19 protein-coding genes are annotated in these 23,696 nt (G+C 70.9%); 8 read left to right on the plus strand and 11 right to left on the minus strand.

What is annotated here, in order from left to right; translation table 11 throughout:
* Nucleotides 1–437: 437 nt before the first annotated feature.
* Together WH85_RS32460 and WH85_RS32465 are read left to right on the plus strand one after the other, a co-directional pair.
* On the plus strand, nt 438–1,373 hold the full coding sequence (locus tag WH85_RS32460) for an alpha/beta fold hydrolase (RefSeq protein ID WP_045745928.1): 936 nt from the start codon (nt 438–440) through the stop codon (nt 1,371–1,373).
* 313 nt (nt 1,374–1,686) lie between these two features.
* The gene (locus WH85_RS32465) at nt 1,687–2,679 is read left to right on the plus strand and encodes a zinc-binding dehydrogenase (protein WP_245674187.1); all 993 of its coding nucleotides are present in this window, start codon (nt 1,687–1,689) and stop codon (nt 2,677–2,679) included.
* Here the strand turns inward: WH85_RS32465 and fxsT are convergent.
* The 6 genes from fxsT to fxsA form a co-directional block, all read right to left on the minus strand.
* Nucleotides 2,630–6,556: an FxSxx-COOH system tetratricopeptide repeat protein gene (gene fxsT / locus WH85_RS32470; protein WP_045745892.1), complete on the minus strand. Its 3,927-nt coding sequence runs from the start codon at nt 6,554–6,556 to the stop codon at nt 2,630–2,632. The genes WH85_RS32465 and fxsT overlap by 50 nt on opposite strands.
* Nucleotides 6,553–7,722 carry a hypothetical protein gene (locus WH85_RS32475; RefSeq protein WP_045745893.1) on the minus strand — a complete coding sequence of 390 codons (1,170 nt, stop codon included), beginning with the start codon at nt 7,720–7,722 and terminating at the stop codon, nt 6,553–6,555. Before WH85_RS32475 ends, fxsT begins: the two co-directional genes overlap by 4 nt.
* Complete coding sequence (locus tag WH85_RS32480) at nt 7,722–8,381, minus strand: TIR-like protein FxsC (RefSeq protein ID WP_045745894.1); 660 nt, start codon at nt 8,379–8,381, stop codon at nt 7,722–7,724. Before WH85_RS32480 ends, WH85_RS32475 begins: the two co-directional genes overlap by 1 nt.
* Nucleotides 8,382–8,465: 84 nt before the next feature.
* On the minus strand, nt 8,466–10,121 hold the full coding sequence (locus WH85_RS32485) for an aKG-HExxH-type peptide beta-hydroxylase (protein WP_045745895.1): 1,656 nt from the start codon (nt 10,119–10,121) through the stop codon (nt 8,466–8,468).
* On the minus strand, nt 10,118–11,317 hold the full coding sequence (locus WH85_RS32490; RefSeq protein ID WP_045745896.1) for an FxsB family cyclophane-forming radical SAM/SPASM peptide maturase: 1,200 nt from the start codon (nt 11,315–11,317) through the stop codon (nt 10,118–10,120). Before WH85_RS32490 ends, WH85_RS32485 begins: the two co-directional genes overlap by 4 nt.
* 108 nt (nt 11,318–11,425) lie before the next feature.
* Entirely contained in the window at nt 11,426–11,599 is a 174-nt protein-coding gene (gene fxsA, locus WH85_RS48255) for an FxSxx-COOH cyclophane-containing RiPP peptide (RefSeq protein ID WP_063775564.1), read from the minus strand.
* 139 nt (nt 11,600–11,738) lie between these two features.
* Between fxsA and WH85_RS32495 the strand changes: the two genes are divergently transcribed.
* Entirely contained in the window at nt 11,739–12,401 is a 663-nt protein-coding gene (locus WH85_RS32495; protein ID WP_045745897.1) for a GNAT family N-acetyltransferase, read from the plus strand.
* 9 nt (nt 12,402–12,410) lie between these two features.
* Nucleotides 12,411–13,763: a PQQ-dependent sugar dehydrogenase gene (locus WH85_RS32500; RefSeq protein WP_063775565.1), complete on the plus strand. Its 1,353-nt coding sequence runs from the start codon at nt 12,411–12,413 to the stop codon at nt 13,761–13,763.
* Here WH85_RS32500 and WH85_RS32505 read toward each other — a convergent pair.
* On the minus strand, nt 13,742–14,023 hold the full coding sequence (locus WH85_RS32505) for a hypothetical protein (protein WP_157411351.1): 282 nt from the start codon (nt 14,021–14,023) through the stop codon (nt 13,742–13,744). The genes WH85_RS32500 and WH85_RS32505 overlap by 22 nt on opposite strands.
* Before the next feature lie 104 nt (nt 14,024–14,127).
* On the opposite strand from WH85_RS32505, the gene WH85_RS32510 reads away from it, so the two are divergent.
* On the plus strand, nt 14,128–15,138 hold the full coding sequence (locus WH85_RS32510; protein WP_045745899.1) for a LacI family DNA-binding transcriptional regulator: 1,011 nt from the start codon (nt 14,128–14,130) through the stop codon (nt 15,136–15,138).
* Nucleotides 15,139–15,192: 54 nt separating this feature from the next.
* Complete coding sequence (locus WH85_RS50890) at nt 15,193–15,894, plus strand: XRE family transcriptional regulator (protein WP_157411352.1); 702 nt, start codon at nt 15,193–15,195, stop codon at nt 15,892–15,894.
* 238 nt (nt 15,895–16,132) lie between these two features.
* On the opposite strand, the gene WH85_RS32520 is transcribed toward WH85_RS50890, so the two are convergent.
* The 3 genes from WH85_RS32520 to WH85_RS32535 form a co-directional block, all read right to left on the minus strand.
* Entirely contained in the window at nt 16,133–16,927 is a 795-nt protein-coding gene (locus tag WH85_RS32520) for an NPP1 family protein (protein WP_045745900.1), read from the minus strand.
* A gap of 597 nt (nt 16,928–17,524) precedes the next feature.
* Nucleotides 17,525–17,920 (minus strand): ribosomal maturation YjgA family protein, encoded by a 396-nt coding sequence (locus WH85_RS32525; protein ID WP_045745901.1) that lies wholly within the window; start codon nt 17,918–17,920, stop codon nt 17,525–17,527.
* A gap of 718 nt (nt 17,921–18,638) precedes the next feature.
* Nucleotides 18,639–20,207, minus strand: a complete 1,569-nt coding sequence (locus tag WH85_RS32535; RefSeq protein WP_045745903.1) for a multicopper oxidase family protein — start codon at nt 20,205–20,207, stop codon at nt 18,639–18,641.
* Nucleotides 20,208–20,317: 110 nt separating this feature from the next.
* On the opposite strand from WH85_RS32535, the gene WH85_RS47625 reads away from it, so the two are divergent.
* Together WH85_RS47625 and WH85_RS32545 are read left to right on the plus strand one after the other, a co-directional pair.
* Entirely contained in the window at nt 20,318–22,018 is a 1,701-nt protein-coding gene (locus WH85_RS47625; protein ID WP_157411353.1) for a histidine kinase, read from the plus strand.
* Nucleotides 22,019–22,020: 2 nt separating this feature from the next.
* Nucleotides 22,021–22,677 (plus strand): response regulator, encoded by a 657-nt coding sequence (locus WH85_RS32545; protein WP_045745904.1) that lies wholly within the window; start codon nt 22,021–22,023, stop codon nt 22,675–22,677.
* A 76-nt stretch (nt 22,678–22,753) separates the two neighbouring features.
* Here WH85_RS32545 and WH85_RS32550 read toward each other — a convergent pair whose 3' ends face one another.
* A complete protein-coding gene (locus WH85_RS32550) occupies nt 22,754–23,473 on the minus strand; it encodes an aspartate/glutamate racemase family protein (RefSeq protein WP_045745905.1) in 720 nt (239 codons plus the stop codon).
* Between the last annotated feature and the right edge of the window lie 223 nt (nt 23,474–23,696).

Consider the following 23,696-nt stretch of genomic DNA (forward strand, 5'->3'; position numbering starts at 1 on the left):
CGCCCGTGGTGGTGTGTTGATTACGGGTGTGCTGGGCGCCTGAAGTCATCACGCCCGTGGTGGTGTGTTGATTACGGGTGTGCTGGGCGCCTGAAGTCACCACGCCCGTGGTGGTGTGTTGATTACGGGTGTGCTGGGCGCCCGAAGTCATCACGCCCGTGGTGGTGTGTTGATTACGGGCGCGTTAGGCGCCCCAAGTCACCACGCCCGTGGTGGTGTGTTGATTTCGGGCGTGCTGGGCGCCCGAAATCACCACAGAGGCAGACCCTGACTGCGAAAGGTGTCTGGATAGGATGCGGCGGACGATCATCGTCCGGACACGAGAGTGCTGTCCTATGGACAATACGGGGTAATACCGTCAAGATTTCTTGCTCGGAGCCTTGCGACGAGTAGGGTACGAGGGATCGCCGATGGAGCGACCGCGTCAGGAGGTGCCGGTGTCCCGACGTCGGGTGGGCGGTCGTGACGTGAAGACCCGGGACGACCGGATCCTCGCCGTCAACGCCACGGGCGCCGAGAACGGCTGGCCCGTCTTCCTGTTCCACGGCACCCCGGGCAGCCGCACCGGGCCGCTGCCCCGCGCCAGTGTCCTCTACCGGCGTGGCATCCTGCTGATCTCCTACGACCGCCCGGGTTACGGCCGGTCGACACCCCAGCCGGGCCGCCGCGTCGCGGACGCTGCCGCCGACGTCGCCGACATCGCCCAGGACCTGGGACTGGACCGCTTCTCGGTGGTCGGCCGCTCCGGTGGCGGCCCGCACGCCCTGGCCTGCGCGGCGCTGCTGCCGGACATGGTGCACCGCGCCGCGACCCTGGTCGGCATGGCCCCGCACGCCCCCGACCTGGACTTCGGCGCCGGCATGACCGACGACAACGTGGCCGCCTTCATTCCGGCAGCCGACCCCGACAACTCCGGCATCAGCGAACGCCTCCGGTGGCGGGCCAACCGCACCGCCGCCGACCCGAACAGCCTGCTCGACCAGCTGCTGACCGAGATGGCACCGGCCGACCGGCGGGTCGTCCAGGAGGCGGCCATCCAGCGGCTGCTCGTCGACTCCTACGACGAGGCGGTCAGCCAGGGCCCGCACGGCTGGATCGACGACGTGCTCGCCATGCGCCGCGACTGGGGATTCGCCGTCGGTGATATCCGCGTCCCGGTCTACATCTGGCACGGCGAGCAGGACAACTTCGCCCCGCCGGCCCACGCCCGCTGGCTGGCCCGCAACATCCCCGGCGCCGTGCTCGAGCTGCAGAGCGGCCGCGGCCACTTCGCGGCGATGGGTGTCCTGCCGAGCGTGCTGACGTGGCTGGCCGGCGTCGACGACCGTCCCCACCAGGAGATCCCCGGCGAGGAACTCTCCGCAGCGGTGTGACCCGCCCAGCACGCCCGGGCCGTCTTGCCGCGGTCCCGATGGTGCCCGGTTCGCACTGACGGGCGGCGTTTCCGGCGAGGAGGTCCGGGCCGGTGGCCGGGCCGGGCGGTCTGCGCCGGGCGGTCTGCGCCGATCCCCGTCGGCCGTGTCGTTCGTGGCCGGAAGGGACCGCGGCGGGGACTCGATTACGGCGGGGAACTCGATCACGGCGGGGAACTCGATCACGGCGCGGTTGACCTCAACCCCGCTTGATGTTTCACGATCCTTCGTGGTGCCGGCGAACGGATGGAGTGAGCGAGTGCGAGTAGTACGCGTGACGGAATTCGGGGGACCCGAGTCGATGGTTCCGGGCGACGCCCCGGAACCGGATGCGGGCCCCGGCCAGGTGGTGGTCGACGTGGCGGTCGCGGGCATGACGTTCGTCGAGACGCAGATCCGGCGGGGCGTGGACAGGTGGCACGAACGCCCCCCACTGCCGTACGTGCCCGGCGGCCTGGTCGCCGGCGTGGTGACCACGGTGGGGGAACGGGTCGACCCGGCCTGGCGCGGCCGGCGGGTGGTCACCATGACCGGGGACACCGGCGGCTTCGCCGAGCGTGCCGTGGCGGCCGAAGAGGACCTGTTCCCGGTGCCGGACGGGGTGAGCCTGGCGGAGGCGGCCGCGCTGTACAGCGACGGCAGCACCGCGCAGGGCCTCGTCGAGCGTGCCGGGATCGTGGCCGGCGACCGGGTGCTGGTGGAGGCCGCGGCCGGTGGTCTGGGCACGCTGCTGGTGCAGCTCTGTCTCGCGGCGGGCGCCCAGGTGGCCGGCGCGGCCCGCGGGCCGAGGAAGCTGGAGGTGGTGCGGGGGCTCGGTGCCGACGCCGTCGTCGACTACGCGGAGCCCGGCTGGGCCGAGCGGGTGTTCGAGGCGAAGGGCCCGAGTGTCGTGTTCGACGGTGTCGGCGGCCGGATCGGGCGGGCCGCGTTCGAGGTGACGGCCCGCGGCGGCCGGTTCTCCGTCCACGGCGCCTCCAGCGGCGACGTCACCGCCATCGACGCCGCCCAGGCCCGGGAGCGGGGCATCCAGGTGATCGGGATCGAACAGCTCTTCGACTTTCGCGCCCACATGCGGCGGTGGGCGACCGAGATCCTGGCGCACGCGGCGGCCGGGACGGTCCGGCCGGTGATCGGACAGACCTTCCCGCTGGAGCGTGCCGCCGACGCGCACCGCGCGGTGGAGGACCGGACCGCGCTGGGCAAAACCCTGCTGCTGGTCAGAACGGCAGAGGGTCGATCACCCGGCGCAGCAGGCGACCCTGTTTGAGGACGGTCAGCGTCGGGTGGCTCTCGCCGAGCAGAGCGGACAGTCTTTCGAGCAGCGACGTCAGCCGCCCGTTCCGCCCCGGCGGTTCGTCCTCCAGCAGTGCCAGGTTGGCGTAGATGCTCAGCGTGTCCGGGTGCGATTCGCCGAGCACCCGGGCCGCCCGCCGCGAGGCCCGCAGCAGGATCTCGACCGCCCTGGCCGGCTGCCCGGACTCGGCGACGCAGACCGCCAGGTTGGTCTCGGCGGCCACCACGTACGGATGGTCCTGACCGGTCACCGTGGCGAAGTCCCGGACGGCGTCCTCGGCCAGCGCCCGGGCCACCTCCACCGACCCGGTCGCCAGCAACGCCATCGCCAGGTCGTTCACGCAGACGACGGTGTGCGGGTGCTTCGGGCCGAGGTCGGTCTTGAACGCCTCGTGCACCTGGACGAGTTCCTCGTGGGCCTGCTCGTCGGCGGTGCCGAGCAGCGTCACGGCACGGCTCAGCCGGCAGGCCAGGGTGTCCGGCGCCGTCGGGAAACTTTCGCTGAGGAGCCCGTACGCGTTGTCGAGGAGATCTTTCGCCTCGCTCTCCCGGCCGACGCTGCGCAGTGAGATGGCCAGGTTGGCGTTGGCGTTCAGTGCCTCCCGGGACTCCTCGCCGAGCTCCTCGGCGAACATCCGGGCCACGTCCCGCAGGATGATCACCGAGCCGTGGTAGTCGCCGCCCTCGCGCCGGTCGCGGCCGATGTGGCCCATCGACTGCAACGTGGACGGGTGCCGGTCGCCGAGCACGGTCCGCCGGCCGCGGGCGGCACGTTCGTCGAGTTTCAGCGCCTCGGTGTAGTCGCCGATCAGCCGGTACGACGTGGCCAGGTTGTTCAGGCTGGCCAGGGTCCGCGGGTGGTCCTCGCCGAACACGTCCTGCCAGGCGGCGTACGTCTCCTTGTCCCGTTCCAGCGCCTCTTGGTACTGCCCGAGGCTGCGCAGGTCACCGCCGAGGCTGCTCGCGGTGGCCAGGGTCAGCGGGTGGTCCCGGCCGAGCAGGGCCTCCTGCTCGGCGAGCACGGCCTCGTCGATCGACCGGGACTCCCTGAAGTCGCCGAGGCTGCGGACCAGGTTGGCCTTGTTGAACTGCAGGTGCAGCAGCTGCCGGCGGCGGGATGCGATCTCCTGCTCGTCGACCGGGGTGACCGCCTCCAGTTCCTTGAGCCGGGTCTGCCACACCTGTTCGGTACGCCGTGCGCGTTCCCGCCCGCGGTTCAGGTCGCCCACCTGCCACAGGTAGCGGACCCGGTCGATGAGCAGCTGACGGACCGACTCGTCGCGGCACTCGACGGCCTGGGAGAGTTCCAGGTGCGGCCAGAGCATCCGGAAGGTGGACCAGGTGCCCGGGTCGTCGACCTCGCCGCCGGGCCGGAACCGGGCCAGCGCCAGGTGGACGTGGTGCCGGGTCTCCTTGAGTTCCTCGGCGGTCATCTTGGACTGGACCACGGTCTGCACCACCCGGTGCACGGTGATGCGGCCGCCGCGCTCGCCGGGCTGCCGGTCGGTGCGGACCAGGGCGAGCCGGTTGAGTTCCTGGACCAGGCGGCCGCGGACCATCCGTTCGCGCAGCGTGGAGTCGACCGGGATGAGCGCCTCGGTGAGCTCGTCGCTGTAGATGAAGTCGAGCGCGATCGAGGTGTCCATCATCGCGCAGAGCTGCAGCAGCCGGTACGCGGCCGGCGACCGGTCCTGCAGCCGGGTCAGGGAGGCCTCCCAGACCGCCTGGACCGACTGGGCGCGGACCTCCTCGGGCGCCTGCTGGCCGGGTAGCGGGATACTGTGCGGTCCGCTGCGTTCGATCGCGTCCACGAGGTAGGGCACGGTGTACTCGGCGTCGGCGAGCAGCGCGGCGGCCGCGGCGACCGCGATCGGCAGGTCGCCGAGCAGGTCGGCGAGCTGGTTCGCCTCGGCCCGGCTGATCGTGGCGACCCGGTTGCGGAAGTGTTCGATGCTCTCCTCGCGGGCGAACACGTCGACCGGGACGGTGGTGGCCTGGCCGCCCCAGGCCGGGGTCCGCGAGGTGATCAGCACGTGGCCGGAGCCGCCCTGCGGCAGGAACTGGGTGAGCCGGTCCGGGTCCTCGGCGTTGTCGTAGACGAGCAGCCACCGCTTGTAGGGCGTGCCGCGGACCAGGGCGTCCAGCACGGTCCGGGCGTTCTCCATCGCCGGGCTGGTGGTGACCGTCGGCAGCCGCAGCCGGGGTGCCAGGTCGGCGAGCTGGCTGTCGACGAAGGTGACCGGCTCCGCGGTCACCCACCAGACCACGTCGTACGCGGTGCGGTAGCGGTGCGCGTACTCGAGGGCGATCTGGGTCTTGCCGATGCCGCCCATGCCCTGCAGCGCGACGGTCGCCGTGCCGGCCAGCACCGCCGAACGGTTGACCCGCAGTTGCCGCCGCAGGTTGACCAGGTCGTCCTCGCGGCCGGTGAACCGCTGGTTGCGGGCTTCCAGGTTGGACACGTACGGCTCGTCGGCGGGGTAGCGGCTGCCGGTGTACGGCTCGGCGGAGAGCGAGTCGGGCCGTCCGACCAGCCGCAGCACCGCCCGGACCGCGGTCTCCTCGCCGAGGCCCGCGAGGAAGATCGCCCGCCGGCCGGTCAGTTGCGGCGCCCGGATCGCCTCGGTGAGGCAGACCGCCAGCGCGGTGGGCCGGATCTGGTTGGCCGCGGTGAGCCGCAGGTCCGGGTCGGCCTCCGAGCGGTTCGACACGATCAGCAGGTCCCGGATGCCGGTGGTGTCGGTGGCCGGGTCGGCGACCGGGTCGCTGACCTGGACACCGGCCTGCTCGAGGACGTGGGTGATCCATTCGGCCCAGACCCGGTCACCGGCGGCGTAGCGCAGCGCGACGCTCGTCTCGGCGACCGTCAGGCGCCGCTCGAACTGGTCGTTGATCTGCACCCGGAGTTCCGGGTCGAGCCGGGGGAAGGTGGTGACGGCGTGGTCGGTGAGTTCGGCGGTCAGCGTCTCGTACGCCGCCAGCATGGTGTTCTGCGAACCGGGCTGGTCGCCGAAGGTGGCCAGGCGCTCCTCGAAGTTGTAATACGCCTGGTACGGGACGAAGACGCGTTCCCAGTAGCGGTCCCGGGTCTCCTGGTCCGGCGCGGCGGGCAGCCCCTCGAACCGCTGTTTGGCGAAGGCCCGCCCGGCGTCCATCTTGGTACGCTCGGCCGCGTCGAGCCGCATCGGCACCGGCAGGATCCGGATGTTGCGGCGGTGGTCCTCGACCTGGCGGGCGACCGTGGCGGCGCCCTCGATGCCCTGCTCGTTGAGGGTGAAGCAGTCGACGAGGACGTCCGGCAGGTGGATGGTGCACACGTCGGCGACGTCGCTGTACCCGGTGCGGCTGTCGATCAGGACGTAGTCGTACTGCTGTTTCATCTCGGCGCGCAGCGCGTCGAGGAACAGGCCGCCGGCGTGCTTCTCGTAGAAGTCGTCCCAGTTGAGACCGGCGAGGACGGTGGCGTAATCCTTGCTGATCTTGCCGGCCGAGAGCAGGTCGAGACGCCCGCCCGCACCGAACGAGTCCCAGGTGAGCGGGAGGACCTGGCCCTCCAGCCGGGCGTACGCCGCGACGTCCACGTCGGGCGTGCGCGAGTCGTGCCGGGCCATCGCGTTCTGGAAGTTCTGGATCATGCCGATGATGCCGCGGCTGTGTTCGATCTCCTCACGGCTCAGGAACGGCGAGAAGTAGCGGTGCAGTCCGGGCGACTCCAGGTCCCAGTCGACGGCGAGCACCCGGCGGCCGTTGGCGGCCAGGATCCAGGCCACGTTGGCCAGTGCCATGGTGCGGCCGGTCCCGCCCTTGAACGAGTAGAACGTGACGATCTTGCCAGTTGGCTCTGCGGTCATCGGTCCTCGCCTTGTGCGGGCATGTGCCGGGGCTCGGCCACTCCCAGCCGGGGCCGGCTCGGGAAGGTGCGGGGCAGCTCATGCAGGTAGCGGCTCCGGGCCTGACTGACCAGGACCGGCATGATCTTCACGAAGTCGTCGGCGCTGCCGGCCACGGAGGTCGCCGGGTCGGCGGCGCCGCCGAGCATAGCGAGCGCCCGGTCGCGCAACTCCGCGACGCGCGTGGCGTGTACCCGGTCGCCGGCGTCGGCGATCAGCAGCGGCGTCACCCAGCGGGGCAGCCCGTGCAGGATCTCCGCCAGGCCGGCGGCCCGCTCGTCGTCGTCGAGCAGCCAGACGTCCACCAGCAGCACCGCGGGCCGGTGCCGCCACAGCCGGACCGCCTCGCGCAGGGTGCTGATCGCGGCGACCACGTCCAGCCGCTGGGCCACCGCGAGGGCCTGCCCGGCGACCGGGGTCCGGCCGGCGTCGGCGTACGGCGTCCAGGTCCGGGCCGTCGATCCGGGTGCCGTGTGCACCACGATGAGCAGGTCGGCGGCGGACGGGGCGATCCCGGAGCCGGGCGGCTCGGGCGGCGGCGCCGACGGCCCGATCGGGGACTGTTCGGCGGCGTCCACGATGCGCCGGGCGATCCGTTCGACGATCTTCTCGTACGCCTGCCGGTACTCCGGGTCCGGCGTCCGGTCCAGCCGTCCCGCGTCGCAGAGCGCGCCCAGACCGAGCGTCTTGTACTGCGGCACGTCCTCCTCGAGGCTCAGGCCATACTGGGCCGGGTCGACGCCGTCCGGGAACGGCATCCACAGCACCGGCTGGATGTGCCGGGCCGGATCGGCGTGCGCGGCCTCGAGGCGTTTCTGGAACGAGTAGTGCTCCTCGGTGGCCCAGGCGCTGGCCACGTATCGCGGGGAGTAGAGCGGGACCAGCACCTCGGCCTGGCCCAGGGCACGCAGGGTGTCACGCCAGCCGGTGCCGGAGGACAGCGTCCGGTCGTAGAGGCCGACGTGCCGCGCCCCGGCCCGGGCCAGCCGCTGCACCACGCCCATCAGGTCGGCGAAGAACGTGTCGACGAGCGGGTCGCGGGTGGCCGGCTCCCCGGCGGGCAGCATCGGCACCGGGGGCACCTCGGCGTAACTCATGAAGAAGTAGAAGCTGCCGGGCAGGGTCATCAGGCACCGTCCTGGAAGGAGCGGAGCAGCCCCCGGGTGGTCCGGCGGGCGGAGGGGGCCACCTCCAGATGGGCCCAGCGGTTCTGGATCTCGCGGGCCAGGATCCAGACGAGCGCGGCGTAGGCACTCTCGTCGAGACTCTGCATCCCCAGCACTCCCTCGGACTCGTACATCGGCCTGAGGCGTTCCACCGACGGGCTGAACTGCTGCACCCTTCGCACGGTAGAGGGCATCCGCGACATCACCGGGGCCCACAGCACCGGGATGATCGCGGTGGCGTGCGGCCGGGACGGCGAACCGGGGCGGGACCGGACCTCCCGGCGGGAGAAGTAGTCCCACTCCATCACACACCATCTGCTGACACCGACGTACTGCGCGGAGAGCAGGGCGACGAAGACCCGGCAGCCGCTGAGGTTGCGGAACAGTTCGTCGTGCCAGTCCACACCGGACTCGAGCCGGCGGTCCATGAACCCGACGTCACCGCCGGCCGGCACCGGCACCAACTGGTTGACCTTGTTGGTCAGATCCGCGAAGAACCGGTTGACCTCCTTGGCCGGGTCGGCCTCGAGCCCGGTGCTCGCCGGCAGCCGCGCCGGCCGGGCGTAGCTGAAGAAGAACACCGGTTCGGCCGTGTCGTCGCCCCGTTTCCGTGGGGTCATGGGCCTGCGGTCCATCCCACGCGACCATCTCCCGCCGTCGTCGCGATCGATCTACGCCGATAGTAGTGACCGTCACGGTGCGTGTCACCACGCTGCGGCATGCTCCTGGTGCCATCTGGCCGACAGCCAGGTGGCCAGATCGTCCGGCGAGGTTCTCCCGTCGGTTCCTCCGTCGGTTCCTCCGCCGGCCAGGAGCGCGAAGACCGCCCGTACCAGGTCGGGGCGTTCGGTCAGCGCGACCGCCGGGTGCGCGGCGGCGAGAGCCAGCCACGCCTCGTCGTCGTCCGGCCGGTCGAGCACCGCCTGCCGGGCGCGGGCGAGTTCGGCCTCCGCGGTGCCGCCGGGCGCGGTGGATGTGCGGCCCGAGCCCGCGGCGTGCAGCCGCGCGACGATCCCGCCGGGCGGATCCGGCCGGGTGGGTGGCCGGGCCGCGAGCACCGGTCCGGCCAGGGCGGGTCTTTTCTCACTGCTGGTGTACGCGGCCGCGACGCGCGCCGCCTCCCCGTCCACCGCGCGCAGGTTGCCGAGTCGCCAGCGAACCGCCTCGACCCGCCCGGTCCGCCGCGCGAGTCCCGCCACCGCCGCCGGCACCGCGACATCGGCCCAGCCGTCCGCCCGCGCGAGCAGGCCGTCGAGCAGCCGCCGCCCCGCGCCGGTGAGCTCGGTGGACGACCGCAGCGCCCGGATCGCCGGCGTGGTCACCTCCCGCAGGTACGCGAACTGCCACCACGCCTCACGGTCGTCCGGCGCCGCACCCGCCCGCGCCGCCCAGTAGTCGATCACCGAGGCGTGCGCGTACACACCCTGGAGCATGGCCGGCGCCGGCCGGGGCACCGGCTTCCACGGTGCGCGGTACCGCTCGACGGCCGGCCCGGTGCAGAACGGGACCAGGTCCTCGGCCGCCGCGAGCAGGGAGTGCTGCACCTCGTGGATGATCAGCATGGCCGCGGTCGGCGCGGGCACCGCGAGATCCATCGCGACGCAGCCGGCCGCGAGCGGCGACGACGAACTCGTGGCGCCGGTGCCCGCGGCGGTCAACGGCGCGACCGACCGGAACAGCGCGCGCACCGCCGGGGCGTACCCCCGATGATGCCGGCGGATGATCGCCCAGGCCTCGCGGAGCAGGTCCTCGGCGTCGCGCAGCGCACCGGGCGACAGGGTTCGCGGCGCTCCCAGGCTGTCCCGCCCCGGCTCCAGGTCCTCCACGCCGATCGTCCATCCGTCCTCGACGGTGACCGTGCGTGCGGGGTGCCGCCGCGGTGGTGACGCGCCCGGGTGCGGGCAGCCGAAGTCCGTGCCGGCACCGTTCTGCCGGACCGTGACCGTGGTGCAGTGCAGTGCGTCGAGCCGGCCCACCCCGGGCAGGAACAGTTCGCCGCCGGCGGCCGTGAGCGCGGTGTCCACTTCCAGTCCGGCCCGGATCGCGGCGGCGGTCGCCAGCGCGTCCAGAGCGGCCCGCGCCCGCTCCGGATCGGCGGCGAGCACGCGGGTCGCCCACGCGTGCGCGAACGGCCGGGTGACGATCTCCTCCACCGGGGTACGAGCCGCCACCGCAGCCGTGCCGAGCAGTGTGAACGCCGGATCGGCCGCCGCGCCCAGCCGTCGCCGCACCGCGAGCAGCAGCAGCCGGCGCAGGGCGGCCTGCCCGGTGAGCAGCAGGTCCAGGGTCTCCGGTCCGGGCGTCCCGGAGGCGATCTCGTCGAGCTGCGCCCGTGAGACCCGCAGTGCCGGATCGGTCATCGGCGGAGACCGAGCAGATCGGCGGCGAGCCGCTGCCGGACGTGTCCGATCAGGGCGAACAGGTCCTCGCAGTACACCGAGGGCCGGCTGAAGTCACCACCGGGCGCGCCGGGGGAGTAGCGGTGCGCCTGCAGGCCGCCGCCACAGACGGTGACGACCGGGCAGGCGCGGCACTGCGGGCCGAGGCTCTCCAGGCCCCGTCGACCGGCGGCGATCGCCGGGTGCGCGAGAAGGTCGTCGAGGGAGTGCGTGTGCACCGACAGGCCGGTGGCGGGCCCGCTGTCGGTGGTCTTCAGCGCGTCGTCGCCCTCGTAGGTGCCGTCGCTCTCCACCACGACCGCGGACGGCGGCCGCAGCCCGAGCATTTCGGTACGGCTGACCCCGCCGCAGAGCAACGCCATGATCGAGTCGAGGATCCGGACCTCGGTCTCCAGCCGGGGTGCCGCGTACCAGCGGTCGAAGACGGCGATCAGCCAGTCCGCGTAGGGCGTGCCGGTGCGCCGCTCCGCGCCGGGCGTTCCGGTGCGCCGCTCCGCGCCGGGTGGAGCGGCACGATCCGCCAGCCCCGGCGGCGGGTGGGCCCAGTTGCCGTGCGGCACCAGGAAGTCGATCCGCGGCGGCCCGAGCGCGATCAGCGACTCGTAGGTGCCGACCGGGTCGTTGGCGAGGTCGATCGTGCAGAGCAGACCGCCGTAGATCGCCGCGTTCTCCGGGCGGCGCAGACGCTCGACACCGGCCAGCGCCTCGTCGAACGAGCTGCGGCCGTTCGCGTACCGGCGGTGCCGGTCGTTGGCCACCCGGTCGCCGTCCAGGCTCACCCCGACCCGCACCCCGTGCTCCCGGAACAGCGCGAGGAACGACTCGGTCAGCAGGATCCCGTTGGTCTGCACGGCCACCTCGAGGCGGACCCCCGGCGGCAGGGCGTCCCGGAACGAGCGCAACGCGGACTCCATCGCCGCGACGCCGGCCAGCAGCGGCTCACCACCGTGCAGGACCACCCGGACCTCGCCGAGCCCGTGGGCCCGGGCGTGTTCGCCGAGCCGTTGCGCGGCACGGTCCACGGTCGGTGCGGCCATCCGGATCGGACGGGCACGCCAGCCCTGGTCGGCGGCCTCGTACATGTAGCAGTGGTCGCAGGCGATGTTGCACCGCTCGTGGAATTTGACGACCAGCTCGCGGGCCGGTGCGACCGTCATCGGTCAGATCGATTCGCGGTAAGGGGCGGCCATCGGTCGGCTCGATTCGCGGTCAGAGACGACGGCCATCGGTCGGTTCGATTCGCGGTCAGGGACGGCGGTCATCGGTCAGATCGAGGAGCTGAAGCCGAACGACGTCTCCGGCTGCTCGGACTGCGCCACCAGCTCGTCCATGAGCCGGCTCAGGGATGGGGACTCGAGCTCCGCGAGGCGTTCCAGCGGAATGTCGGTGATGTCGAGCAGAACACTGCCGCCCACCACGGGGGTGTCGCGACTGGTCATGTTCCCCGCTTTCATGTGCCCCGCCTTCCTCGATCGGGTGAGGCTGAGCATACACGCGGTGACCGTATCGCAGCGACCGTCATCGACGTCCGCGCGGATTCCGTGCCCTCCCGTCCGGGCTTGATGATCTACTGTGCCGATGAGTGCGTTGACGGAGCTGGTGGTTCGCTGGCAGCGAGGCTGGGGCGTCGCCCGTGGCCTGGACCCGGCCCGTGACGTGGGTGGCGCGTTGCGGGTCGCGGGCCTGCACGTCGCCCGCGACATCGAGTACGTGATCACCGACAGCGATCGCATCGGCCCGCTGGTCTCGCTGGCCCGCACCGAGAACGGCGTCATCTGGCTCTCGGTGGCCTCGCACGATCCGGATCGGACCGTGGTGGACCTGGAGGCGGCCGGCCTGACCATCCTCAAACGCACCGAGATGCTGATGGCGGCCGACCTGCTCGCCCTGCCCCGGCCACCGGCGACGGTCGACGGCTACACCCTCACGGTGGAGGCCGCCGGCGACGTGATCACGGTGCTGGCCCGGGACACGGACGGGTTACTCGGCGCGCGGGGAACCGTCGGGTGCAGCGGCGCCGACGCGGTCGCCGACCGGATCGAGACCATGCCCGGCCACCGCCGGCGCGGCCTGGGCAGCGCGGTGATGGGGGCGCTGAGCAGCGCGGCGGTCGCCCGAGGCTCGGTGCACGGCCTGCTGATCGCCAGTGAGGAGGGTCAGCTGCTGTACACCCGCCTCGGCTGGCGCCCGGTCGCCGAGGTCGTCATCGCCAGTTTTGCCGAGAACGGATTTGTCGGGTAAAGCTGAACTGTGCGAATCGGCTCTCGTGCGGCGGCGGCCGCCGGTGTGATCAGTCTCCTGGTGGCCTGCTCCTCCGAGGACCCGGCCGGCTCGGCGCCGCGGGGCACCGCGCCGCCGCCCTCGACCGCGCCCTCCGCGGCGGACGTGCCGGCCCTGACCGCGGTCCGGGTCCAGCCGCTGGACGGCACCGGCACGACGCCTTTCGATCAGCCCCGGACACTGCAGGCCCCGCCCGGGTGGACGGTCGACGTCTGGGCCCGGGTGCCCGCCGCCCGGCTGCTGGCCTGGACCCCGGACGGCAGACTGCTGGTGTCCCGCCCCAAGCACGGTGACGTTCTCGCGCTGACACCGGGCGCGGGCGCGGCCACCCAGCAGACCCTGGTGTCCGGTCTCAACCAGCCGCACGGCCTGGCCTTCCGGGGCGACACCCTGTTCGTCGCCGAGAGCGACAAGGTCGATTCCTTCCGGTACGCGCGCGGCACGGTCACCGACAAGCGGGTCGTCGTCGGCGGCCTGCCCGACGACAAGAGTCCCGAACTGCGCGGGGCGTACTCGCACGCCCTGAAGAGTGTGGCCGTCGGCGACGACGGCGCGTTGTACGTGTCGGTCGGCTCGACCGGCAACGTGTCCGTCGAGGACCGGGACGCCACCCCGGAACGCGCGTCGATCCTGCGGGTGCCCCCGGGCGGCGGGCAACCCACGACGTACGCCCGCGGTGTCCGCAACGGGACCGGCCTCGCCGTCGACCCGGCGGGCTCGGTGTGGACGGCCGTCAACCACCGCGACAACATCGGGTACCCCCACGAGGACGGAGCCTGGAACCGGGGCGACGTCGTCCAGGAATACGTCAACGACCACCCGTTCGAGCAGTTGGCCCGCCTCACGCCGGGGCGGGAGCTCGGCTGGCCGTACTGCAATCCGGACCCCGACCTGCAGCCGGGGGAGAAGGACTCGCCGTTGAGCTACACCCAGCGGCCCTACGTCGCCGACGTGCAACTCAACCCGGACGGTTCCAAGCTCGACTGCGGTTCACTCGTGCCGGTGGAGCAGGGGATGGGCGCGCACTCGGCGCCGCTCGGCCTGAGCTTCGCCGTGTCGCCCGGCCTGAGCGGCGGATACGGCCCCGGGGCGCTGGTCGGCATCCACGGCTCGTGGAACCGCAAGCCGCCGCGCGCGCCGGAGGTGTCGTTCTTCGCCTGGCGCGACGGTGGGCTCGGTCCGCAGCAGACGCTGCTCACCGGGTTCCAGCTTCCGGACGGGTCCCGGTGGGGCCGGCCGGTGATGGCGGTCCAGGGGCCGGACGGCGCGCTGTACGTGAGCGACGATCAGGCCGGGGCTGTCTATCGCGTGGCCGCCGCCTGACGTTCCGGGTTCTTCTGCTCCGGCGGCTGGTCGTCCGGTCGGTCTTCCGGCTGGTTGTCCGGCTGGTCGTCCGGCTTGCTTTCCAGCTGGTCGTCCGGCTCGTTCTGCGGGCTGTTGGGAGGGGATGCCGCCCCTCCCCGTAGCAGCCGCCGCAGCCGTGTCCACCTCTGCCGGGGCGGCACCACCTCCGCGTGCGGGAGCGCCGACTCCATCTCCCGCCGGGCCATCCGCGCCGCAATGATCGCCGCATACATGTCCATAACGCCTCCTCGCGCTGTCCGTTACCGTTAACGTGACCGTTAACGGCATCGTGCATCGTGGGCCGCGTCTCGTCAACCGGATAACGGATTACGATGCAGGGGCCGTGGAAAACGAAGAGCAGGACACCGCCCCGACCGCCGCCCGTCGCGTGACGCTCCGTGACGTCGCCCGGGTCGCCGGCGTCTCCCACCAGACCGTGTCCCGCGCCATCAACGACAAGGGCGAGATCGACCCCGAGACCCGTCGCCGGGTGCTCGACGCGGCCCGCCAGTTGCGCTACCGTCCGTCACGGTTCGGTCGCGGCCTGGTTCGCCCGGCGACCACCACCGTCGGCCTGGTCGTGGCGAACGTGGTCAACCCGTTCTACCCGGAGATCATCGCCGGGGTGATCGACGCCGCCGAGAGCCGCGGCTGGAAGACCCTGATCAGCACCACCCAGTACAGCGCCGACCGCGAACCGGCCCTGCTACGGTCCCTGTCCGACCAGGTCGACGCACTGATCTGCTACCTCTACCAGCCTGACGACGTGGTGGCCGCCGCCATCGAGGGCGTGCCCCTGGTCCTGATGAGCCGCCGCCCGCAGGACCCGGCCTTCGCCGCCGTCGACATCGACATCCGCACCGGCATGCAGGCCGCCGTCAGCCACCTGCTCGCCCGCGGCCACCGCCACATCGGCATGATCGACTGCCCGGACGCGCGGGACCCCGCCCGCAAGGAGCAGTTCCTGGCGGTGGCGGCGGAACACGGCATCCCGGTCGCGGCCGACGCGGTGGCGTCCGTCCACCAGTCCGTGGCCGGCGGCGAGGCGGGGCTGGAACAGTTGCGGCGGGACCGTCCCGATCTGACCGCGGTGCTGTCCTTCAACGACCTGGTGGCGATGGGGGCCCACCGGGCGGCCCGCCGTCAGGGCCTGGCGATTCCGGGGGACCTGGCGCTGGTCGGCTTCGACGGCCTGACCATGGGCGAATTCCTGGAGCCCCCACTGACCACGATCGACATCGACAAGCGCCAGATGGGCGAGCTGGCCGTGGCGCAGGTCGAGCACCTGCTGGCCGGGACGGTCCCGCCGCCGGCGCTGGTCCGCCCCGAGCTGCTGATCCGCGCCTCCACCTGACCGCTGGGCCTGCCTTCGATGCTTACCTCATTCGGCGAGCGTCTTGTGCGCCTCATGGCGGTTCGAGGACTCACCACCCGTACCCTCGCTGATCTCGCTCTTGTCGCGGAACGCGAGATCATCGCCGCGGAACGTGACGGACGGACTGCACCCGCCCTGCTGCGCCGGCTCGCGCCTGCACTCGGACTGCACCGCAGCGATCTGTTCCTGATCGCCGACCAGCCGGTCCCCGACGACCTCGCCCCGGCGGACCCGGACGCGTTCGGTCTTGTGCGCGGCGTGATCTGGGAACTCATCCATGTGCCCGGCGCCGTCGACGACCTGCACCGGTTCATCGGCGCTCTGCCGCGACTGCCCCGGACTGCCCCGCCGCGACCGCTGCCACCCCACCTGATCTATCCGGCCGGCCCGGGCGGGCTGCTCGTGCGCCTGCTCCACAACCGTAATCTCACCTGGCTCACCGCGGCCTACTGCCTTGTCGGTCTCGGCGGCGGGCCGATGCTGTCCGCGGCGACTATCGGCGTGATCGGGCGTGGCGGCAAGCAGCTCACGCCGGCTCTGCTGACCCACTTCGCCGCGTTCCTGGACATCGGATCTCGTGATCTCACGGCGATCACCGGCATCGACTGTGCCGACGAGCCACCCGGCCCGGCCGCAGCCCTGCTCTGGGACGCGCGCCTCCTGACGGCCGGCCAGTTCGAACAGGTCAAGGCGCTGGCCGGAAAGCTTCGTGCCGAGCGGCGTCCCGCGGTATAGCCCGCGGGACGCCGTCCGGTGGTCAGACGATCATGTGATCTCGCAGCTCAACGTCGAGGCCCACGACCACCAGAAGAGACCGGGCAGGAACGCGCCGCCGACTTCGTCAGGTGGTCGTCCGCGTAGCTGATCGATCGCAACGCAAAGAAGTCGATCGTGCCCGGATCAAGCTGGAAACCGCCCTTTGCGGGTTGTGGTCGTCGGCCGCTTGCTGATTTGGCCCGGCACGGCCAGAAGGTCAGGCCGACGGGTTGAAACTGATTCCCGACGGCATCGCCTCGGTGATGAGGTTGACGAAGTTGGCGTCCTTCAGCCCGAAGTTCGCACTCCCGAAGTTGTAGTTGCTCAGCGTGTCCCGGATCGCGGTGCTGGGATATCCGTTCCAGCCGACCAGGGTCGGGTACTGCCAGGTGCCGTAACCGTTCTCCGGCGGCTCGTCGTTGCTGTTCGCCAGCCGGAACGTGTGCGTGCTGGCACCGTCCTTGTGGTAGACGATCTTCGGGTGGTTCCCGGTCCAGATGACGCTGCTGGAGGCGTACACGGAGAAATCGCCGTGCGCCGACGTCGCCACGTATTTCGCCACGTCGTTCTGGACCCACACGACCACGTGTTCCCAGTCGTGCCGGTGCCCGCCGATCGAACTGTTCGCCAGCGCCTGGTCCTTCTCGAAGTAGAGACCATAGGCGACCGCACACCAGCCGTTGTTGCACTTGTACCGCGAATACCCGTTGGTGTTGTCCAGGTCGGACGTGTCGTGGCAGTCGCCGCTCAGCGACCCGGTCGGGTTCAGCCCGCCGTTCACCGTGCCGGTCGGCCCGATCGCCGGGGTGGGATAGCAGCCGTCGGTGTCGTAATCGTAGGCTGGCTGCCACTTGCTCTCGATCGCCTCGGCGTTGCCGGGCAGTTTCGCCGGGGGAGCGGCGAGTGCCGGCGTGGCCGCCGCGACCACCATCGCGAGCGCGCCGCCCGCAATGATCGCCGCGCGACGCCCGCGCTTTCCGGTGGGCTCGGGGGTTTGGTTCGGGGAAACCATGAGCCAGACTCCTTCAGGGGACGGACCGGCTTACTCGCCGGTAACCGCGAACAGCTTCGCTGCTGTGGCCCGCCAGGGCAATAGGGAACCTTGAATGCCATGCGATGCTCCAGCCAGGTCTTACTCGCACTTCCCCTCCGGGTACGCGAAACCGGCCGTCCCGCAGAACCGCACCTCAAGCCCACTTCATGGCCCAGCGGCCACCCGTCCAGCCACCCGAGTCGACCCATCCGGCAGCCACGCGAACACCACCGCTTCGATCCGCTCGCCAGCCAGAATTGAGACACCGGTAGCCACCCCGACGGCGTAATGTCATCCGGTCCACATCGGAGACGACGCTCCGGGGCGGAGCTGCCCGCGGTCGTGGCATCGGGGCACCGCTGACCACGTCGGGCGGACACTGCTGGTTCCTGGGCGGCGACGTAACCGGCCTGGACGCCGACCGCCTGATAGTCCCCACCGGCCCCACATTCGCCATCACTTCCCTCCGCCGTCTCACAGCCGTATTCGTCCGCGGAGCACTGACCACCGCCTGAGCCGTAGTCCTGGCCTCGGCCCTCACCCGCCCTCGTCACATCTGTTCCGCTCGCCGGCCCGTCAGCGCTTGGCGCGGATCAGCCAGTAGTGCAGGACTGCCAGGGGGAGCACACCCACCGGATACCAAGCCATGTCGACCAGATCGAACTGGCTCCCGAGAATCAGCCGTGCCGCCAGGCTCCGTGCGGACAGGTAGGCGGGGATACCCGTCAACTGGGACAGCTCGACCGCCCAGCAAAAGCCGATCGCGCCGGCGGCGAGGATCAGAGGCCGCGCCCGTGGCCAGAGAAAGGCCAGCCCGGCATAGATGACGGAGGCGTAGAGCAATGTCCCGGAGGACTGAGCCAGCACCCCAGAGCCGGTCCCGGTGAACGATCGGATCCCGAATGCCGCCACCAGACACAGCGCAACGGTCGCCACCGCACTCAGCCGGACCCACCGTGTTTCCATGATCATGGCTCGGAACGTAGCGGCCCACCGCACCCGCCACCGCCCCACACCCAGGACCGTCCCCGAGCAACCTGTGCCGTGCCTTCATTCCCGGTCTGTCGGGATGTCGGGAACGGGACGCCGCTGCCCACGCCGTTGCGTCCTGCACCTGCCGGTTTGGCAGACGACCGCGGCGGACGCTTCTGAAGGTCCCGCGGTTCACAGTCGGACTCCCGTCCCTCGCGGTCAACCACGAGGCCGGCAGTGAGGTCGGTGACACCGCGCCTTCCAGCCGGGTCGTCGGAGCCGGCGCCGAACACGGCGGTCAGAGCATCCGGTCGACCCCATCGCGGGGAACCGTAGGGCTGCCGGGGCTTCCGAGGTTCGGCGGGGGAACCTTGCCGCAGCCGGAGAAGGACGATCAGCAGGACCACCTCGATGGCCGTGACGACGATGCCGGTCTTGTCGACCGGGAGCCGGGTGAACGTCAGTAACGTCGGCAGGCCGACGGTGTGACTCAGCAGGTAGAGCACCGGGAGAGCCGTTGCCAGAAACCTGGCGCGACCGATCGTCCGGGCTCGGGGAACGGGTTCGTGGAGCCCGGCGAAGAGCAGACCCCAGCAACAGGCGATCACCACGTGGAAACCACTGATCAGCGGCCAGCCGCGGGCATCGACCCACGCGGCGACGAGATGGCCGATCTCGGCGGCAAAGGTGAGCCAGAGAGTGAGGCGGCGCATGCCGGTCACGGGATCACCTCGTAGTTCGCCATCATCATCATGTCTCCGTGTTCGAGGTTGTGGCAGTGCAGGACGTAGCGGCCGGTGTAGGTGCTGAAGCGGATTGCGACCCGGACGACGCCCGCCCGGATCTGTACCGTGTCCTTCCACCCCGAGTCCTGAGGCTCGGGCGGCTCCCCGTTGCGATCGAGGATCCGGAAGTGGCCGAGGTGCGGGTGGAACGGATGCTCGGGATCCACCTTGATCGACCAGATCTCGGTCTCGCCGAGAGGCACTGAGGCATCCAGGCGATCGGCCTGGAAGGTGCGGTAGTTGATGGTCGCCGGGATGCCTCCCTGACCACCGGTGAAGACGAAGGAGCGCGTGGTCGGCGCGTCGATCGGCGGCATCGGCTCGAGATCGGCGACGAGGGTTTCCGGAATGACCGAGTCGTCGGTCGCCCGCGAACCGACGTCGAAGCGCATGACCTGTGCCGTCGGCTCGTCACCATCGCCGTTGGCCAGCACGACACGGCTGCCGGCCGAGTACCGCGAGAAGTCGACGATCACGTCATAGCGCTCGCCGGGGCCGATGTAGACCTCGTCGAGCGGGATCGGCCGGGGCAGAAGGCCGGCGTCACTGCCGATCTGGACGAGACCGCCGCCGCCTGGTGGTGGGGGATCAAGCCTCAGCCGGTACGCCCTGGCGTTGGAACCGTTCAGCACCCGGAACCGATAGCGCGCCCCGTCGACGGTGAGGAACGGCCACGGCTTTCCGTTGACCAGGATCGTGTCGCCACGGACCCCGTCGGCGAAGAGCGCCTGCACCCCCGGCCGCTCGACCAGGGTGGGGTCGAGCGACGGGTAGAAGAAGGTGCCGTCCTCGTTGAAGAAGCGGTCCTGGATCATCAACGGGATCTCCCGTCGCCCCCGTGGCAGCGGCAGCGACTCCTCGGCCTCGTCCCGCAGCAGGTAGAACCCGGCGAGACCGCGGTAGACGGACGGCCCGGTGAAGTCGAAGCGGTGATCGTGGTACCAGAGCGTGGCGGCCGCCTGGTCGTTCGGGTAGTGATAGGTGCGCTCGCCGTGCGCGACCCCCGCAGTGCCTCCGGGAGGCGGGCCGGCACCGAGGTGATGACCTTGCCAATCGTGTACGCCACGCGGCAGCACCAGGTCGAGCGGGTATCCGTCGGAGTCCGGTGGTGTGACGCCACCGTGCAGGTGGACGACTGTGGGCACCGGCAGCTCGTTGCGGTGGCGAACGGACACCGGCCGGCCGCGCCGAGCCTCGATGGTCGGCCCTGGATAGACGCCGCCGTAGGTCCAGACCGGGGTCCGCAATCCCGGAAGGATCTCCGCCTCGGCGGTGACCTGCCGGATCTCGTAGATGTCGGTGGGCTCGGCGGCGTCGTAGGGAGTAAGGACAGGAGGAATGGTCAGCGGTACCGCGAACCGGTCCACGGACGGGCTGGTGTGGGCGGCCTCGAGAGCGAGACGGGCCGCGACGGCGGTCGCCACGGTGGCCGGAAGCGCCAGGCCGGTGACGCCGCCGAGCCCCATCCGGAGAAGGGAACGCCGGGAGAGTTTGTCGGTCACGGCGGGAAAACTATCGGCGGTTCCGTGCCTTCCACATCCGTTCAGATGCGCAGTCCACGTACGCATCTGAACGTACGCAGGGTCCTCCGAGCCGACCTAGACTGCCCGATGTGGAACGAACCGATGCCCCGTCGACGCGGCGTCCGGCTCCCCGGCACGTATTGATGGTGGCCCGGGAGTTCGCCGACCGCGTCCTGCAGCACAACGCCTGGCGCCATCCTCTGCTGGGCGACACGACCCTGACCGCGATGACGTTGACGGTCACGTTGATGGCTATGGCGGCGGTGCGTAACCCCGCAGAGCGCGACCCTGTTCCCTGGGGTTTCCTGCTGGCTCTCGTCATCGCGCTTCCCAACCTGGTCCGTCGCCGAGCCCCGCGTCTTGTGCTTCTGGTCGCGGCGACGGCGCTCATGACCTACTACTCCTTCGGCTTCCCGGGCTTCTCCCCATTCCTGGCCCTGGCGGTTCCGTTGTTCACCGCCGCCGTCACCGGCCACCTGCGGACCGGTTCCGTGGTCGCCGGGATCGTCGCCCTCTCCGGCGTCCTGGCCCGTGCTGTCGAGATGGAGTCGATGATGCGCGCGTTGCCCGGCTCGTTGACCGACACGGCGCTGCTCGTCGGATCGCTCCTACTCGGTGACGCGGTGCGTGCCCGTCTCGAGTTGCGCCGCGAGCTGGCCGAGGGCGTCCGCCGGGCGGTCCGTGAGGCCGAACGCGAGTCGGAGCGTCGCGCCATGCAGGAACGACTCGGTTTGGCGAGGGACCTGCACGACCTGCTCGCGCATGGAGTCGCGGTCGTCGGAGTCCAGGCCAACGTGGCCGCCGAGCTGTTCGACATCGATCGACCGAAGGCGCGCGAGGCTCTCGAGGCGATCCGCACCGCAGGCGACGAGGTCCTCGCGGACTTGGGCAACACGATCAGGCTGCTCCGTGTCGGTTCCACCACCGAGCCGGTGTACGGGCTCGGCGACGTGCACATCCTCGTGGAGGGGACACGGCAGGCGGGGATCGATGTGGATCTGACAGTGAGCGGGGACGAGCGGCATGTGCGGCCGTCGGTGGGGCTCACCGCCTACCGGGTGATCCAGGAGTCGCTCACCAACGTGATCCGGCATTCCCAGGCATCGAGGGCCCAGGTCGAGATCTTCTACTGGCGTTCCGACCTGGAGATCCGGATCGTCGACAACGGTGTCGGCTGGCATCACGGCGGCCGGCGAGACCAATCCGTTCTTGCCGACGAGGTCACCTCCGGCGGCTACTCCTCCGCCACTGACTTCGCCTCTCGGGATACTCGTCACACGGTGGCCACCGGCGTTGCGATGGCCGGTTCCGTTCCTCACCACAGCCGGGGGTCTTCCGACGGGGGCGTCACCGAGTCCGGAGCCGACGCCCCAGATCCTCGAACCGAATCCGCGACCTCGCGTTCGGCTGAACCGGACCGCGAACCGGGAAACGGATCGGATCCCGGGACCGGGACCGGGACCGGGCGCGGGCGCGGGCGCGGGCAGGGGAACGCATCGGATCCCGGGGCCGGGCGCGGGCAGGGGAACGCATCGGAGGGCGAATCGGGAAACGGGCCGAGGCGCGGGCCGGAGGGCGGGGCGGCGAGCGGTTCCTGGGTGGGGCTCACGGATGGCTTTGCGGGGCCTGCGGCGGCTGGCCGCAGGGCTGACCTGCCGAGCGGCACTCCGGCGGGTCATGGACTCGCGGGGATGCGGGAGCGCGTTGTTGCGCTCCATGGCAGGTTCGCTGCGGGCAACGGGGATGCCGGTGGGTTCATGGTGACGGCTCATCTTCCGGCGGGACTCTGACGGTGATCCGTGTGTTGCTGGCGGACGACCACCTGGTGATTCGTACCGGTTTTCGCACCCTGCTGGAGCTCGACGACGAGATCACGGTGTGCGGGGAGGCTCCGGATGGTGCGCAAGCGGTGGCCCTGATCCGTGAGATGCGGCCCGATGTGGTGCTGATGGACATTCAGATGCCGTTCGTGGACGGCATCGAGGCGACCCGCCGGGTGACCGCTGATCCGGCATTGAAGGGGGTGCGGATCGTTGCGTTGACGACGTACGAGGTGGAGTCATACGTGTTCGGGATGCTGCGGGCCGGTGCCTGCGGTTTCCTGACGAAGAATGTGCGACCGGATCGGCTTCGGGAGGCGGTACACCTGGTGGCCGCGGGGGAGTCCCTGCTGTCGCCGGCGGCTACGCGGGCGCTCATCGCGGGGTTCGTGGACGCGCCTGCGGCCCGCCCGGTCGACGAGGCCCGGCTCTCCGTGCTCACGCCGAGGGAACGGGAGGTGGTCTGCCTGGTGGCTACCGGGATGACCAACGAGGAGATCGGCGCTCAACTGCTGATGAGTCCGGCTACCGCCCGCACTCACGTCGGCCGGGCCGTCAGCAAACTGTGTGTCCGGGACCGCGCCCATTTGGTGGCAGTCGCCTACGAGAGCGGCCTGGTCCGTCCCTGAACGCCCATGACGTCGGGCCCGGCGCCAGTGTGCCAGGGGCGAGGCCGGGCAGTGACGGGGACGGCTGCGGGCGTGGTCAGGGGAGTTCGGGGCGGCGGAGGGCGGGAGCGGACAAGGCGCGGTTCACGGCCGCCTCGCAGTGGAGGCGGGTGGTCGGGAACACCGGGACCGGGCTGTCGCTCTCGTCGACCAGGAGTTCGATCTCGGTGCAGCCGTAGATGACGCCCTCGGCTCCGGCCTCCACCAAACGGCTGATCACCGTGCGGTAATCAGCCCGGGACTGGGGCTTCGTCACGCCCAGGCAGAGCTCGTTGTAGATGATGTCGTTGACCACCTGCTGGTCGTCGGGGGAGGGGACGATCACCTCCAAGCCGTGTGCGGCCAGCCGTCCACGGTAGAACTCCTCCGACATCGTGAAGCGGGTGCCGAGCAGGCCCACTTTGCGTACACCGTGGGATGTGACCGCTGCGGCCGTGGTGTCCGCCAGGTGCAGCAACGGAATCGTGGTCGCCGCCTGGATGGTGTCGGCCACTTTGTGCATCGTGTTCGTGCACAGAACGATGAAGTCGGCCCCCGCCGCCTCCAGCGCGACCGCCGCGCTGCCCAACGCGGCCGCCGCGTCGTCCCAGCGGCCCTCCGACTGCATCGCCTCGATGGCGGCGAAATCCACCGAGTAGAGCACGCACCGGGCCGAGTGCAGGCCGTCGCCGCGATCTTGGACCAGTTCGTTGATGACGCGGTAGTACTCCGCCGTCGACTGCCAGCTCATCCCACCCAACAGACCGATCAGTTGCACGAGTTGCCTCCAGCGGGACGAAAGATCCGACGGAAAACCGGCCCTGACAAGCAGAAAACCGGCCGCTGTCGGCGCGTTATGCCGACGGCGAAAGCAGGGACGTCCGCCAGGCCCGGCGACAAGTATCCCGAACGTGAATCGACAACCGAAGCCGACACAACGGCAAACCTCTACCCAGACGAGTGACCGACCGAACGTATCCGCAGGTAGCAGGCCGTACGGT

It is taken from the genome of Actinoplanes rectilineatus, assembly GCF_000962825.1.
In the GTDB taxonomy this organism is placed as follows: Bacteria; Actinomycetota; Actinomycetes; order Mycobacteriales; family Micromonosporaceae; genus Actinoplanes; species Actinoplanes rectilineatus.

Coding starts and splice junctions, on each gene's coding strand:
- fxsT (WP_045745892.1), bottom strand. CDS start 6,556: ATGACCGCAGAGCCAACTGGCAAGATCGTCACGTTCTACTCGTTCAAG.
- WH85_RS32475 (WP_045745893.1), bottom strand. CDS start 7,722: ATGACCCTGCCCGGCAGCTTCTACTTCTTCATGAGTTACGCCGAGGTG.
- WH85_RS32480 (WP_045745894.1), bottom strand. CDS start 8,381: ATGACCCCACGGAAACGGGGCGACGACACGGCCGAACCGGTGTTCTTC.
- WH85_RS32485 (WP_045745895.1), bottom strand. CDS start 10,121: ATGACCGATCCGGCACTGCGGGTCTCACGGGCGCAGCTCGACGAGATC.
- WH85_RS32490 (WP_045745896.1), bottom strand. CDS start 11,317: ATGACGGTCGCACCGGCCCGCGAGCTGGTCGTCAAATTCCACGAGCGG.
- fxsA (WP_063775564.1), bottom strand. CDS start 11,599: ATGACCAGTCGCGACACCCCCGTGGTGGGCGGCAGTGTTCTGCTCGAC.
- WH85_RS32495 (WP_045745897.1), top strand. CDS start 11,739: ATGAGTGCGTTGACGGAGCTGGTGGTTCGCTGGCAGCGAGGCTGGGGC.
- WH85_RS32505 (WP_157411351.1), bottom strand. CDS start 14,023: ATGGACATGTATGCGGCGATCATTGCGGCGCGGATGGCCCGGCGGGAG.
- WH85_RS50890 (WP_157411352.1), top strand. CDS start 15,193: ATGGCGGTTCGAGGACTCACCACCCGTACCCTCGCTGATCTCGCTCTT.
- WH85_RS32520 (WP_045745900.1), bottom strand. CDS start 16,927: ATGGTTTCCCCGAACCAAACCCCCGAGCCCACCGGAAAGCGCGGGCGT.
- WH85_RS32525 (WP_045745901.1), bottom strand. CDS start 17,920: ATGATCATGGAAACACGGTGGGTCCGGCTGAGTGCGGTGGCGACCGTT.